This window comes from Eubacteriaceae bacterium Marseille-Q4139 (genome assembly GCA_018223415.1).
GTDB lineage: Bacteria > Bacillota > Clostridia > Lachnospirales > Lachnospiraceae > CABSIM01.
This window is the reverse complement of sequence record JAGTTQ010000001.1, coordinates 2,839,365-2,854,401: the sequence shown is the minus strand read 5'-3', so window position 1 is coordinate 2,854,401 and position 15,037 is coordinate 2,839,365. Positions and strand designations below refer to the sequence as shown.

Genomic DNA, 15,037 nt, shown 5'->3' with positions numbered 1-15,037 from the left:
GAGGCACATCATGGCAATCATTTTAGGAATTTTTGAAGAAGGCCTGATCTATGCGATCATGGTGCTCGGCGTCTACATCACGTACCGGATCCTGGATTTCCCGGATCTGTCGGTGGACGGCACCTTCCCCCTCGGGGCAGCCATCACGGCAAGCCTGATCGCAGGCGGGCTTCATCCGGCCGCCGCCCTGCCGGTCTCCTTTCTGGCAGGCGTCTTCGCCGGCTGCGTCACAGGCCTGATCCATGTAAAATGCAGAGTCCGGGACTTGTTTTCCGGCATCATCGTCATGACGGCGCTATACTCCATCAATTTAAGGATCGCGGGGATGAAAGCCAATCTCCCGATCCTTTCCAAGGACACGATTTTTGACAACGAATTTTTCCGGGAAAACCTTCCCGCCGGGCTCCGCCCCTACACGGTGGTGATCGTCACGGCCGTCATCGCCATCGCCTGCAAGCTCCTTTTGGACTGGTATCTGAACACGAAATCCGGGTACCTGCTCCGGGCTGCCGGCGACAATGACGCTCTCGTCACGGCTCTCGCAAAAGACAAAGGCACCGTGAAAATCATCGGCCTTGCCATTGCCAACGGGCTTGCCGCCCTCTCCGGCGGAATCCTCTGCCAGAAACAGGGCTTTTTTGAAATCTCCATCGGCACGGGAACCATGGTGCTTGGCCTTGCAAGCGTCATCCTCGGCACACAGCTTTTCAAAAGCTTCGGGAAACTGAAGGCCACCACGGCCGTCATCGCGGGCACAATCCTCTATAAAGCATGCATCGCCCTCGTCATCTCCCGCCGCTTCGTAAAAGCCACCGACCAGAAGTTAATCACAGCCGCCATTCTTCTCGCTGCCCTTATCATCAGCACGATCCTGAAACAAAGGGGGCGCCGTCATGCTTGAATTAAAAGCCATCAATAAATACTACAATGCAGGGACTGTCAATGAGATGTGCCTGTTTGAAAATTTTGACCTGAATATTGAAGAAGGGGAGTTCGTCTCCATCGTCGGAAGCAACGGCTCCGGAAAGACCTCCCTGTTAAACCTGATCTGCGGAAGCATTCCCCTGGACTCCGGTTCTATCCTCATCAACGGGGAAAACATCACGAAAATGCCGGAGCACCGGCGTCAGAGGCGCATCGGCCGCGTGTTCCAGAACCCGGCCATGGGCACCTGCCCCAACATGACAATCCTGGAAAACATGGCCATGGCCGACAACAAGGGAAAATCCTGGGGCCTGCTCCCCGGCACCAACAAAGCCAGGATCAGCTATTATAGAGAACAGCTAAAAACCCTGGGACTTGGCCTCGAGGATAAACTCCATGTAAAGGTGGGCGTCCTCTCCGGCGGGCAGCGTCAGGCCATGGCGCTCCTCATGTCCACCATGACGCCCATCGAGTTTTTAATCCTGGACGAACACACGGCGGCCCTCGACCCGAAGACCGCCGAAACCATCATGGAGCTGACCGGCAAAATCGTAAAAGAAAAGCATCTGACGACCATGATGGTGACCCACAACCTGCGGTATGCCGTGGAATACGGGAACCGCCTGCTGATGATGCACCAGGGACAGGTGGTTCTGGATAAGAAAGCCGAAGAAAAAGCTTCGGTGCAGGTCGAGGATCTCCTCACCATGTTCAACCAGATCAGCATCGAATGCGGGAATTAACCGCAGCTAAATCTGGATCTTCATCCACTTCCCGCTCTTAAACCGCCATGTGGTGAGGCAGAGCCGGCAGAACTGATCCATCAAAACGCCCAGCCAGATTCCCGGAAGCCCCAGGCCTGCCGCAAAGCCGAGAAGATAAGAGAAAATCGGCCGCACGAAGGTGATGCTGATGGTGGAGGCCACCGTCGTAAACATGACGTCACCGGCGCCGCGAAGGCATCCCATGTAGATGACCTGGGCAATCTGGAGAAGCACGATCACGGCCAGAAGCTTTGTGATAATCGCTCCCATGGCAATCAGGTGGGCTTCCTCAAAGAACAGATGATAGAGCCACGAGCCGAACAGCAGATAAATCACCGCCAGGACGAGGGAAATCATGTTCCCGATCCGCTGGCAGATGGTTCCGTACATCTTTGCAAGCTCCGGCTTCTTTTCCCCGAGGCTCCGCCCGCAGAGGGCCACGGCCGCCACCTGCATGCCGTCTCCGAAGGAAAACGACAGGTTCATGATATTCATTCCCACCTGGTGAGCAGCAAAGGCGTCGGTTCCCAGCTTTGCCACCATGAGAGCTACCGTCATGAAGCCGATCCGCATGAAAATCTGCTCCAGGAACACGCTGGAAGCGATTTTCGCCATGTTTTTAGCCGGTTCCAGGGTGATCCGGACTTTTTCCTTAATGATATAAGGGATGCTTACAAAATTGTCCCTCGGACGCAGGGACAGAATGCTCATGATGCAGGCCACGAACGTACCAAATACGGTAGCAATGGCCGCGCCCGCAATTCCAAGCTCAGGGAAGCCGCAGTTTCCCTGAATCAGGAAGTAATTTCCAATCATATTCACCACGTTGGACGTCACATTTGTCCGCATGGCGATCTTCGTATTTCCCGCCCCTCTCTGGGACGCATTGATTACCATCGAAATAATATTGAACATCATACCGCCCATGATGATCCGAAAGTACAGCGCGGCACTGTCCTGGGTATCCTCATTGGCGCCGCAGAGCCGGATGATCGGGTCAGCAAAGGCCACACAGATGATGCTGACAAGAGCCCCGACAATTAACGTAAAGGTCACGGCCATCAAAAGCACCTGGTTGGCGCCCTGCCTGTCCTGTTCCCCGCGCCGTCTGGCGACGAGGGCCGACACTGACACGTTCGTAGCGATAAAGATGCAGAGGCCGATGAATTTCGGCTGCGTCGTCAGGCCGACGGCGGCCACGGCGTATGCCCCCATGGAGCTCACCATCAGCGAGTCTACCATGCCTGCCAGGGCAATAAAAAAAGATTCCATCACCGCAGGCCATGCCATATGGAATGCAGTCTGGTATCCTTTCTTTCCTCCGCCCAGAAATTTTTCCGCTCTCTTCTGCAAGTTTCCTTCCATAAATATCCCCTTCCCTTATGTATCAAATAAAATACAATTTCATTATATTACCGAATCGTCAGAAAAGCAAGAATAAGAGCACGTAAATTCCGAGTTGTAAACGATTCGGCATCATGCTACAATAATCGTATCCAATACGGGGAGGATTGTTTATCATGAAACGGAAAGAAGGCGCATGTCTCATATGCGGAAAGCCGTTAATCTACTTTGAAACGGCAAAAGAACTGGAATGTCAGATCTGCCATCAGAAATTCAAGACCTATGCAAGCTGCGAGGACGGCCATTTTGTCTGCGATGCCTGCCATGAAGAGCGCGGCGTCCAGGTCATCTTATCCCACTGCGAAAAAAGTGAAAAGAAAGACCCCATCGCCATCATGATGGAAATCATGGAGGATCCCTATATCTACATGCACGGGCCGGAGCACCACATTTTAGTCGGCGCCGCCCTGCTCACCGCATACAAAAACTGCGGCGGAGAGCTGGATTTTCCGGCGGCGCTCGCGGAAATGAAGGAACGGGGCAGCCGGTACCCCGGCGGCTCCTGCGGCCTCTGGGGCTGCTGCGGAGCGGCCGTCAGCACCGGCATGTATATGAGTATTCTTACAAAAGCGACGCCCCTCACAGGAAAATCCTGGGGTCTCGCCAATGCCGTGACAGCGCAGGCATTAAAAGAAATCGCAGCCCTCGGCGGCCCGCGGTGCTGCAAGCGCAACTCCTTTACGGCGGCAAAGGCGGCTGCCCTCTTTACAAAGGAACACCTTGGAATCGCCATGGAGCTCCCGGAAACCATCCGCTGCGGCTTTTCTCCGGAAAACAAGCAGTGCCTTAAGCACCACTGTCCCTATCATCCGAGCAGACGCTAGTGCGCGCATCCGCGCGCACTTTTTATTTCCCGCCGTCCAGCTCGTAAAGGCGGCTGTTTTCCAGCACGTCCCGTCTTCCGAACCGCTCCATCATCGCAAAAAACGCCGTCTCGGCATCCTTTAAAATCTTTGCCTCATCCGCAAGCATCAGCTTCCTGTTTTCCATCACGATTTTTCCGTCAATGATGGACGTATCCACGTCCTGTCCCATGGCATGATAGACGAGACGCTGGACCGGCATGATCCCGAAAGGCGCCAGATGAGGCTGATGGACGTTCACAACAATCACGTCCGCCTTCTTTCCCGGCTCCAGGGAACCCACCTGATCCCAGATTCCAAGCGCCTTCGCCGGTTCTTTTGTCACTAATTCCAGCACCTTCCCGCAGGGCAGGATGTCCGTATCGCTTTCGCTTGTCCTCTGGAGAAGCTGGACATTTTTCATGTCGCGCCAGATATCAAAGCTCCTGTCCGGCGCCGTCCCGTCTGTCACGACGGCCACATGGACGCCCCGCTTCATCATCTTATAAACCGGGCAGAACTTCCGTATGGCGGAACGCGTCGTCGGCCCATGGAAAACGTAGGCGCCCGTCTCCGCCAGGATGTCAAGCTCCCTGTCGCTGTAACCGGTGCTGTGGGTCAGGGACAGCGTCTCCCGCAAAACCTCCGGCGTCGTGTCATAGAGGAACTGCACGTCGCCGCCAAACGCATGGGTATGGAGCGGCGTGCCGTATTCCATGGCAATTTCATGCATGGTGCGGTTGTGGCGGATGTTGGCCTCGTCGCTTTCGCCGGGGCGCCTGCCCATGCGGCCGGGAGCCACGATGCAGGAGGCGGCCGGGTATTTTCCGTTTAACTCCCTTACGGCCCGTCTCGTCGTCTCGTAAGCCATGTCCGGCGTGACGTCATACTCTTTCACCGTGCCGTCCTTTAAAAACCGCCTGGCATGCTTCGGCCACGGCCCGTTGGCGCAGCCGATGCCGCTTAGCTGGCGGATCCCCACCGAGGACGACGCCTCCAGGTTTGCCGCTAACGGCTCCAGCATATCAATCTGCGGCGTGTTGCCGATCATGGAAACGCCTGTCGTGATGCCGAATTTCACCCGCTCTGCGGCCGCCAGGGCGCCTTCCGCGTACCAGAAAGCTTCATCCGTACAGCGGTAGTAAATCTCCTCGGCCATGGGCTCCCAGGCCGAATCCAGATGCTCGCCCATGGTTTTTACAAGGCAGTGCCCGGCATGCCCGTGGCCGTCCACAAGCCCCGGGAGCACCGCGTTCCCCGCTGCGTCCAGGATGCGTTTTGCCTCCGGAAGCACAGAAAGCTCCCGCATGTCCCCGACCGCAGCGATGGTATCGCCCGTGATGGCAACGTAGCCGTCCTGGTAAATGCGGTGCTCTTCGTCCATGGGAATCACAACTCCGTGGATCATCAGAATGTCAAACATTGCTCCGCCTCCTTTTTCTACCGGCCTGTCCCCCGGAAGCCCAGGTTCTTTGCCAGCTCTTTTTTAAATTCCAGCACGTCCCTTTCCAGCTCCTTCATCCGTTCCCCCGTCATCCGTCCCACCGGAGCCGAAATGCTTAAGGCATAAACCGGCTCCTTGTGGTAATCCCGGATGCTGACCGCGATGCAGCGGACGCCTTCCTCGTTTTCCTCGTCGTCCACCGCGAAACCGTTTTTCCGCACCTCGCCGACACGCTCCATGAGCTCGTCTAAGGACGTGATCGTATAGGGCGTCAGACGGCGGATCCTGGAGGCCTCCCATATGGCGCGGATCTCCTCGTCGGAAAGCTCCGCCAAAAGCGCCTTGCCGACACCGGAGCAGTAAAGGGGGATCCGGCTCCCCACGCGCGATACCATGCGGATGGAGCTGGCGCTGGATTCCACCTTGTCGATGTAGACGGCCTCCGTCCCCTCTCTCTGGACGAGATGAACCGTCTCCCCGGTCTGCTCCGACAGCTTTTTAAGCGACGGATGGATCAGGGCGGCCATGTTGGTCTGCTCCAATATCTTTCCGCCGATCTCTAAAAATTTCAGGGACAGCGAATATTTTAAGGACTCCTCGTCCTGGCGGATGTATCCCAGGCAGACGAGGGAATTCACCAGGCGGTGGGTCGTGCTTTTATGGTACCCCAGGCTGCTGCTGAGCTCCATGATCCCCATGGGCCCGTTTTCCGCCAGGGTCTCGATCACAAGAAAAATCTTTTCCGCAACCTGAATCGGATTTTTTGACGCTTCTTCCTTCATGTTTCCTGCCTCCGGCTTAGAAGAACCTCATTTTTTTCGCCATATCCACAAACTCGCGGTTGGACCGCGTCCTGGCAAACAGATCCAGGATCTTTTCCACGGCCTCGTCGGCCTTCATGGAATTCGTCGCCTTGCGGATGTTGTCCACGGCCTCGGCCTCCTCGCGGGAAAGCAGCAAATCGTCGCGTCTGGTGCCGGACTTTAAGATGTCGATGGCCGGGAAAATCCTCTTTTCCGAGAGCTTCCGGTCTAACACCAGCTCCATGTTGCCGGTTCCCTTGAATTCCTCGTAAATCACATCGTCCATACGGCTTCCCGTGTCCACAAGAGCCGTGGCGAGAATCGTAAGGCTGCCGCCTTCCCTCATGTTTCTGGCGGCGCCGAAGAACCGCTTCGGCATATGGAGGGCCGCCGGGTCGAGACCGCCGGAAAGGGTACGGCCGCTGGGCGGCACAACCAGGTTGTAGGCGCGAGCAAGGCGGGTGATGCTGTCCAAAAGGATCATCACGTCGCGGCCGTGTTCCACAAGCCTCTTGGCCCGCTCGATTACCATCTCAGATACCCGTTTATGGCGGTCAGGCAGCTCATCGAAGGTGGAATAGATGACCTCCACGTTCGGCCCTACCACGGATTCCTTGATGTCCGTAACCTCCTCGGGACGCTCGTCAATTAAAAGGATAATTAAGTGCATGTCCGGAAAATTGGTGGTCACAGCCTTTGCCACCTGTTTTAAAAGCGTCGTCTTTCCTGCCTTCGGCGGGGAGACGATCATGCCTCGCTGGCCCTTACCGATGGGCGCCAGAAGATCCATGACGCGCATGGCCGTCGTGTTGCGGCCGTTCCGCACCTCCAGGCTTAACCGCTGGTTGGGGAAAATCGGCGTCAGATCCTCAAAGTTGGGCCGCCGCTCCGCCTGGTTTACCGGATAGCCGTTGATGGAGGTCACATACAAAAGGGCAGCGAATTTTTCCGTCGCCGTACGGACTCTCCTGCTGCCGCGGATGATATCGCCGGTCTTCATGTTGAAGCGGCGGATCTGGGACGGCGCCACATAGACGTCGTTCTCCCCCGGCAGATAGTTTTCACAGCGGATGAAGCCGAAGCCGTCCGGCATCACCTCCAGGATGCCGTTGGCCTCGATGCCGCTGTCCAGCTCCTGAAGCTCCACCTTGGGATCCGAGGCCGGGGCGCTCACGCTGTTTTCCTGAAGGCCGCCGTTCTGGCGCATCTCCTGGCGGATTTCTGTCCCCTGGCCGTTCTGGCTCTGGCGCACAGGCCGCTCCGGATGGCTGTATGCCTGGCGCCTCCTGGCGGGATCTGCCGCCTGCGGTGCAGCCACCGGCGCAGCCTGGGAATGCACTTCGGCCGGTGCTTCCGCCGGCTCTGCCTGGGACGCCTCCCTCTCCTGTTTTTCCTGTTCTTCTTTTTCTGCCAGCTCGCACAGCCTGTCGATCAGCTCTGACTTCCTGAGCCCGCTGACGTTTTTGATTCCCTGGCCCTTCGCCAGTTCACGAAGCTGCGCCAATGGCAGTGTTGCTAATTTTTCACGCATATATTATCTCCTCATTAAAATTTGGTTTGTTATCATTGGGGATTTTTGAAAGATAAAAAGACTGATAGATTCTATACTGCGGACTTTCAAATCTGTCCTTTGCTCTCTGTCCTGCTGATGACTTCATTATATAACAATTTATTGGGGTTGAAAAGTTAAATTTTTCTAACAAAATACCTCTTGAGGTCTTCTCTAAAACCGGCTTTCCGGGAACGGGAATATGTTGACGGAGAATTTCTTTTATGTTTAAAAAGACAGCCCCGGATTCGTCCGGTGCTGTCTTCTGTCTGCTTTCTATTTTTCTTTTTTCTCCAAAACCTTCATTACCTCTGCCCTCTCCGGCATCACCTTCAAGGCCCCGCGCCTTGTGGTAATTAACGCCGCCGCCGCATTGGCAAAGGTCATCATCTGAACTAACGCCTCATCGGTAAGGTTTTCCATGCCCGTATCGAGAAGCCCGTTCAGGATACAGCCGGTAAACGTGTCTCCAGCGCCTGTCGTTTCAATGGTGTTCTCCTGGGGGAACGGCGCCGCCTCTATCTTCCGGCCTTTATAATAAGCACGGCTCCCGTCTTTTCCCATGGTCAGGAAAATCAAAGGGATTCCGTATGTTTCCTGAAGGAGGGAAACTCCCCTGTCATAGTCTTCTTCGCCCGTCATGAACACCACCTCGTTGTCCGAAATCTTCAAAACATCGCACTGTTCCATGCCGTAGGCGATGGCTGCTTTGGCGTCCTCAAGGCTCTTCCACAATGGCTCACGAAGATTCGGGTCAAAGCTCACAAGGACGCCGGCCTCCTTCGCTGTCTGAATTGCGAAACACACAGCTTCCCTGGACTCCTTATGGGTAAAGGAAAGGCTCCCGAAATGGAAAATCCTGGAGGCCTCAATCCGCTCCTTCTGCACCTCTTCCTTCCTGAGCATCACATCAGCGCCGGGGTTCCGGTAAAAGGAAAAATCCCTGTCCCCGTCCGGGAATGTATGGACAAACGCTAACGTCGTGTGGATTTCGCCGTCAAACACCAGATTTCCCGAATCAATCCCTGTGCTTTCGATGGCTTCCTTTAACATCTTTCCAAACTGATCGTCTCCCACCTTGCCAATAAAGGACGTCTTCCGTCCCAGCTTCTGAAGCATCGCCAACACATTGCAGGGCGCCCCGCCGGGATTGGCCTCCAAAAGCGGGTTCCCCTGGCTGCTTAAGCCGTTCTCCGTAAAGTCAATCAGCAGCTCGCCGAGCGCCGTTACGTCATATCGTTTCTCCATTTCCATTTCCTCCTATATCACGTCATTCAGACCTTTCATCAAATCGACCAGATACCGGGCGGGACGCCGCACCGCATAAGAAGCGTCAAACGCAGCCACAAAATCCCACTCAGGAGTCTCATCCCCAAAGGAAAACACGAGAATTTCCTTTGCATTGGCATGTTCCTCCAGCTTAAAGCCGCAGGCAAACGCCACGCCATACTGCTGCCCCACAAGAGCCAGGGCCGTATCGATGGAATTTAACTCCATAATCTCCGGCGTCATCCCATATTCGGAAAGCACTTTTTCCGAAAACTGGCCCAGGCGCATATTGTTTTTAAGAAGCAGGAACGTCTCGTTTTTTAAAAGCTTAAGGTCAATCCACGGATATTTCCGGCCCTGTTTCGGGCTCCCTAAAAGCCCGTACTTTTCGGTTTTTGCCGTACAGAGCACGATTTCCTCCCTGGAAATCCGCTCATAATGCAGATTCCCATTTTTCTCCCCATCTGAAAGCATGGTGAAAAAAGCAATCTCGATGGTTCCGTCCCTTAAGCTCCGCTCCAGCTGCCCGATGTCTCCCTCGCAGATTCTCAGCTCGCAGCCGGGAAACGCCTCGCGGAACAGCGGCAGGATCTTCGGAAGAATCGTCCTTCCGCGGCCCGGCGTAATGCCGAACGATATGCTCCCTCCGTTTTCCTCCGTAAGCTTTTTGATCTGCCGGTCGAACTCATGCTTTTTATTTAAAACTGTACGGGCCATGTCGAGATACAGCTCCCCTGCATACGTCGGGATGTACTGCCGGTTTTTCCTGAAAAAGAGGCTGACACCCAGGCGGTCTTCCACCTTTAGAAGCGCACGACTCAAAGCAGGCTGAGAGACATAAAGCCTCTCAGCCGCTTTGGAAATGTTCTTCTCCTGTGCGATGACAAGAATATATTCAAGCTCTTTAAAATCCATGTCTGCCTCCGCCGGCTGTCCTCTTTTTCGTCCATTATACCGAAAACCGGAGGCCATGTCCAGCCTATAACTGAGGAATTATATGACGGATGACCGCCCGCAGGATATCCTTTTCCCTCTCCGTTTCCATGGAATTGACGGCGATTACCGCCTGCTTTTTCGGGATCACAATGCAGTACTGCCCATACTTTCCATCGGCCCGGTACATACCGTCCGGCATAATCCAGATCAGGTATCCGTACCTGTGCCCGATTTCCTCGTCCCCCTCGGATTCAATAAAGCCGGCCGCTGCCTCCAGGAACCATTCTTCGGGAAGAAGGCGTTCCCCGTTCCATACGCCCTTCTGAAGGCAGAAAAGGCCAAATCTAGCAAGCTCCGAAACATTGATGACAAGCCCGCCGGCCCCGAACGTATTTCCCAAAGGATCGTTTTCACACTCCGGCATCGGAATTCCCAGAGGCTCAAAAAGCCGCGGCATCAAATACTCCACAAGAGAGCAGCCGGCCTTTCTCTGGATCAGAATCCCCAAAAGATACGGCCCTGCATTGTTATACTGGAACACCGTTCCCGGCTTATGAACCGTGTTTGCCCGCAGTACAAACTTGACCCAGTCCTTTTCCGTCATCTTCGGCCGCATGATTCCCATAAGCATCGGCTCCTCAAAGCCCATGGACATGGTAATCAGATGCTTAAGCTTCATCTCCTTTAAAAACTCCGACGGCTTTTCCGGCGCATCGTCTGTAAAGTGATCCAGCACAGAATCCTCCAGGGAAAACAACCCTTCCTTCACCGCAAAAGCCACAGCCGCAGCAGTAAAGCTCTTCGTCACCGAATACTGGTTCTGGCGCGCTTCCGGCACTCTGCTGTAATGAAGAAGCTCTTCCCCGTTCTGGTAAATCACCATTCCCCTGACGGCCAGCTCCTGTGTGGCCGCCTCAAATGCATCCATCTGGATTTTCTTCATAATAACCTCCTAAAACGGCACAATACCGGTTATGACAACAAAGGCCAGCATCGCAAGCGCCAGAATAAACGCATACTTATAGGCAAAAGCAATGTGATCCTTTAACTCCACCTCTGCAAGGCCAAGGCCCATGTAAGTGGCTGCCGTCATCGGCATAATATAGATGGCCGGGCCAAACGTGATGAGGAACGCCGCGCCGACGGCTGCTGCCGGGACACCGTATGCAGAGACAATCTGGTTCACAATCGGCACAATTCCGTATGTCAGGGCATCGCCGTGAATCACCATGCTGAGAGGGCTGTTGACCGTTGCAAACAGCACATGCAGGTGCGGTGCCATGGACTCCGGCATGAACGAAAGGACGATCTCAGTCATGGCATCTAACATCGGGCTCTTTCCCATGATACCGATGAGCACACCGGAGGCCAGCGCTGTAAACGCCATAGTGAGCGCATCCGTGGCATGGGCCTTTACCCGCTCGCTCTGCTCCTTTTGAGACGGATAATTGACGATGAGGCCGACTGCAAGAGCGATCATAAAGGTCACATGGGTCGGGATTTTCGTGAGCGTCAGCATCAGTACAACGCAGGCAATCAGGACAATGTTGAACCAAAAGCATTTCGGTCTCGCAAGCGGGTTCTCTGCGAGGGCCGTGCCAGCGCCTTCCGCTTCACCAGGCACAAGGCCTGCACCGTGCTTTTTCTCCATTTTAGCAAACCAGAAGCACATCACGGCAATGCATACGATGCCGAATACCTGCGCCGGGATGCAGTAAGCCCAGATTTCATTCGGCGAAACCTCAAGAGCTGCTGCCGTCCTCCCGCATGGGCCGCCCCACGGTACAATGTTCATGACGCCCATGGTAAGGCAGGTAATACCCAGAAGAACGATTGGCCGCACATGAAGCTTCTTATAAAATGGAAGAAGCGGCGGGATTGTAATCAGAAGCGTCGTTGCTCCCGAGCCGTCCAGATGGCCGATGATGGCAATAAGGATCGTTGCAAACATCAGAAGCAGGATATTGCTCCCGACATATTTCACCACCTTGCCGACAATCCGGTCAAACACACCGGCATCCGACATGACGCCGAAAAACATGACTGCAAAAATAAACAGAATCGCAGTTTCTGAAACGCTGGACACGCCGTCTTTTATGTAGCCGCTCATCTCCTCCGGCGTAAATCCCACCACAAAGCCGACAATAATCGGAAGGGCAATGAATACGACTGCCGGAATTGTCTTCCCTTTCAAGAGCAGAGCCACCATGATAAACATCAGGATAAAGCCTGCAATGCCTAAAAATGACATCTTTTGTTTCCCCCTTATTTTCTTTGTATCTCCGCGGAAATCTTATACTGCTATTTTAAAGAAAAAGTGCGGGGAAATCCAATGCTTATGCAGTCGGTTTTGTATGTTCTTTCTGCATACTTTGGCCGTGGGTTGTGCAGGTTGAACAACTTCTGTCTACAAAATACAAAATTTCTGCAAAACAAAAAAGCTGAAGCCCCTCGAAAATTCAAGGAATTTCAGCCAACAAAAAAGCACGAGACGGGATTCGAACCCGCGACCCTCGCCTTGGCAAGGCGATACTCCACCACTGAGCCACTCGTGCATTTTCAAACTATTTATTTTAGAAGGCACATACCTTCAAAACCACATATTGAACACATCCATCCACACACAAACCTTCTGGTTAAGCCCTCGACCGATTAGTAACAGTCAGCTCCATACATTACTGTACTTCCACCTCTGCCCTATCTACCTCGTCGTCTTCAAGGGGTCTTACTTCTTTCGAATGGGATATCTCATCTTGAGGGGGGCTTCACGCTTAGATGCCTTCAGCGTTTATCCCTTCCAGACTTGGCTACCCGGCCATGAGCTTAGTAACTCAACCGGTACACCAGCGGTCCGTCCATCCCGGTCCTCTCGTACTAAGGACAGCTCCTCTCAAATATCCTCCGCCTGCGCCGGATAGGGACCGAACTGTCTCACGACGTTCTGAACCCAGCTCGCGTACCGCTTTAATGGGCGAACAGCCCAACCCTTGGGACCTACTTCAGCCCCAGGATGCGATGAGCCGACATCGAGGTGCCAAACCACTCCGTCGATGTGAACTCTTGGGAGTGATAAGCCTGTTATCCCCAGGGTAGCTTTTATCCGTTGAGCGATGGCAATCCCACTTTCATACCACCGGATCACTAAGTCCTAGTTTCCTACCTGCTCGACCCGTCGGTCTCGCAGTCAAGCTCCCTTCTGCCTTTGCACTCTTCGAATGGTTTCCAACCATTCTGAGGGAACCTTTGAGCGCCTCCGATCCCCTTTCGGAGGCGACCGCCCCAGTCAAACTCCCCACCTGACATTGTCCCCTCACCAGGTCATGGTGACAGGTTAGAAACCCAGTGACGCAAGGGTGGTATCCCAACAGCGGCTCTGCTTAGACCGGAGTCCAAGCTTCACAGCCTCCCACCTATCCTGTGCATGCATCACCGAATCCCAGTATCAAGCTGGAGTAAAGCTCCATGGGGTCTTTCCGTCCTGGCGCAGGTAACCAGCATCTTCACTGGTACTTCAATTTCACCGGGTGCATTGTCGAGACAGCGCTCAAATCATTACGCCTTTCGTGCGGGTCGGAACTTACCCGACAAGGAATTTCGCTACCTTAGGACCGTTATAGTTACGGCCGCCGTTTACTGGGGCTTAAATTCAAAGCTTCGCTTTCGCTAACCTCTCCTCTTAACCTTCCAGCACCGGGCAGGCGTCAGCCCATATACCTCACCTTACGGTTTCGCATAGACCTGTGTTTTTGCTAAACAGTTGCTTGAGCCTATTCTCTGCGGCCAGGTCTCCCTGGCACCCCTTCTCCCGAAGTTACGGGGTCATTTTGCCGAGTTCCTTAACAATGCTTCTCCCGCCGGCCTTAGGATTCTCTCCTCATCCACCTGTGTCGGTTTACGGTACGGGCACATGGTACGCAATAGCGGCTTTTCTCGGCAGCCGGAATCAGATGCTTCCCTACTTTTGTTCGGTCCGCGTCACGTCTTCGGATTGTATGGCGGATTTGCCAACCATACTCCTACCCCGCTTGCCCGGAGATTCTGTTCCCCGGTCATCCTATCCTTCTGCGTCCCCACAGTTCTGATACCATGTGGTACAGGAATCTAAACCTGTTGTCCATCGGCTACGCTTCTCAGCCTCGCCTTAGGCCCCGACTTACCCAGGGCAGATCAGCTTTACCCTGGAACCCTTAGATATTCGGCCTGGAGGATTCCCACCTCCATCTCGCTACTCATTCCGGCATTCTCTCTTCTTAAACGTCCACAGCTCCTTATCGGTACTGCTTCGCCCATTTAAGAATGCTCCTCTACCAATGATTAAAAATCATTCCTAGGCTTCGGTGTCGTGTTTTAGCCCCGGACATTTTCGGCGCAGGACCTCTCGACTAGTGAGCTATTACGCACTCTTTGAATGTGTGGCTGCTTCTGAGCCAACATCCTAGTTGTCTTTGAAATCCCACATCCTTTTCCACTTAACACGCACTTGGGGACCTTAGCCGTAGGTCTGGGCTCTTTCCCTTTTGACTGCCCAACTTATCTCGTGCAGTCTGACTCCCGTACATCATCTGGATGCCATTCGGAGTTTGATATTCTTCGGTAGGCTTTGACGCCCCCTAGGAAATTCAGTGCTCTACCTGCATCAGACTAATACGAGGCTAGCCCTAAAGCTATTTCGAGGAGAACCAGCTATCTCCGGGTTCGATTGGAATTTCTCCCCTATCCACACCTCATCGCCACCCTTTTCAACGGATGTGCGTTCGGTCCTCCACGAAATTTTACTTTCGCTTCAACCTGGACATGGATAGATCACCCGGTTTCGGGTCTGCACATACTGACTTTACGCCCTCTTAAGACTTGCTCTCGCTTCGGCTCCGGGCCTTAAGCCCTTAACCTTGCCAGTATCCGCAACTCGCCGGACCGTTCTACAAAAAGTACGCGGTTGCACCTTAACGTGCTTCCACAGCTTGTAAACACAGGGTTTCAGGTTCTCTTTCACTCCCCTCCCGGGGTTCTTTTCACCTTTCCTTCACAGTACTATGCGCTATCGGTCACTAAGGAGTATTTAGCCTTGGGGGGTGGTCCCCCCGACTTCCTGCAAGGTTCCA

At 54.1% G+C, this 15,037-nt stretch carries 11 protein-coding genes, 1 tRNA gene and 1 rRNA gene (1 of these 13 running past the window's edge); 3 read left to right on the top strand and 10 right to left on the bottom strand.

Features of this window, described 5'->3' with window-relative positions; translation table 11 throughout:
• Positions 1 to 7: 7 nt before the first annotated feature.
• Both KE531_13495 and KE531_13490 read left to right on the top strand, forming a co-directional pair.
• Positions 8 to 901 carry an ABC transporter permease gene (locus tag KE531_13495; protein MBR9954604.1) on the top strand — a complete coding sequence of 298 codons (894 nt, stop codon included), beginning with the start codon at positions 8 to 10 and terminating at the stop codon, positions 899 to 901.
• Positions 894 to 1,667 carry an ATP-binding cassette domain-containing protein gene (locus tag KE531_13490; protein MBR9954603.1) on the top strand — a complete coding sequence of 258 codons (774 nt, stop codon included), beginning with the start codon at positions 894 to 896 and terminating at the stop codon, positions 1,665 to 1,667. The genes KE531_13495 and KE531_13490 overlap by 8 nt, the downstream gene beginning before the upstream one ends.
• Positions 1,668 to 1,673: 6 nt before the next feature.
• Here the strand turns inward: KE531_13490 and KE531_13485 are convergent, their stop codons facing one another.
• The gene (locus KE531_13485) at positions 1,674 to 3,053 is read right to left on the bottom strand and encodes an MATE family efflux transporter (GenBank protein ID MBR9954602.1); all 1,380 of its coding nucleotides are present in this window, start codon (positions 3,051 to 3,053) and stop codon (positions 1,674 to 1,676) included.
• A 155-nt stretch (positions 3,054 to 3,208) separates the two neighbouring features.
• On the opposite strand from KE531_13485, the gene KE531_13480 reads away from it, so the two are divergent.
• Positions 3,209 to 3,916, top strand: a complete 708-nt coding sequence (locus tag KE531_13480) for an SAM-dependent methyltransferase (protein ID MBR9954601.1) — start codon at positions 3,209 to 3,211, stop codon at positions 3,914 to 3,916.
• Between the two features lie 22 nt (positions 3,917 to 3,938).
• On the opposite strand, the gene KE531_13475 is transcribed toward KE531_13480, so the two are convergent.
• The 9 genes from KE531_13475 to KE531_13435 all read right to left on the bottom strand — a co-directional run.
• A complete protein-coding gene (locus KE531_13475) occupies positions 3,939 to 5,357 on the bottom strand; it encodes an amidohydrolase family protein (protein ID MBR9954600.1) in 1,419 nt (472 codons plus the stop codon).
• Between the two features lie 17 nt (positions 5,358 to 5,374).
• Positions 5,375 to 6,160, bottom strand: coding sequence for an IclR family transcriptional regulator (locus KE531_13470; GenBank protein MBR9954599.1), 786 nt, complete (start codon positions 6,158 to 6,160; stop codon positions 5,375 to 5,377).
• Between the two features lie 16 nt (positions 6,161 to 6,176).
• A complete protein-coding gene (gene rho / locus KE531_13465) occupies positions 6,177 to 7,712 on the bottom strand; it encodes a transcription termination factor Rho (GenBank protein ID MBR9954598.1) in 1,536 nt (511 codons plus the stop codon).
• A gap of 294 nt (positions 7,713 to 8,006) precedes the next feature.
• Positions 8,007 to 8,978: a carbohydrate kinase gene (locus tag KE531_13460; GenBank protein MBR9954597.1), complete on the bottom strand. Its 972-nt coding sequence runs from the start codon at positions 8,976 to 8,978 to the stop codon at positions 8,007 to 8,009.
• 12 nt (positions 8,979 to 8,990) lie between these two features.
• Positions 8,991 to 9,914 carry a LysR family transcriptional regulator gene (locus tag KE531_13455; GenBank protein MBR9954596.1) on the bottom strand — a complete coding sequence of 308 codons (924 nt, stop codon included), beginning with the start codon at positions 9,912 to 9,914 and terminating at the stop codon, positions 8,991 to 8,993.
• Positions 9,915 to 9,978: 64 nt separating this feature from the next.
• The gene (locus tag KE531_13450; protein MBR9954595.1) at positions 9,979 to 10,878 is read right to left on the bottom strand and encodes a beta-lactamase family protein; all 900 of its coding nucleotides are present in this window, start codon (positions 10,876 to 10,878) and stop codon (positions 9,979 to 9,981) included.
• A gap of 9 nt (positions 10,879 to 10,887) precedes the next feature.
• On the bottom strand, positions 10,888 to 12,186 hold the full coding sequence (locus tag KE531_13445) for a citrate:proton symporter (GenBank protein ID MBR9954594.1): 1,299 nt from the start codon (positions 12,184 to 12,186) through the stop codon (positions 10,888 to 10,890).
• Positions 12,187 to 12,418: 232 nt separating this feature from the next.
• Positions 12,419 to 12,490: transfer RNA gene (locus tag KE531_13440), tRNA-Gly, on the bottom strand.
• A gap of 77 nt (positions 12,491 to 12,567) precedes the next feature.
• Positions 12,568 to 15,037 (bottom strand): 23S ribosomal RNA (locus KE531_13435); it runs 420 nt beyond the window's last position.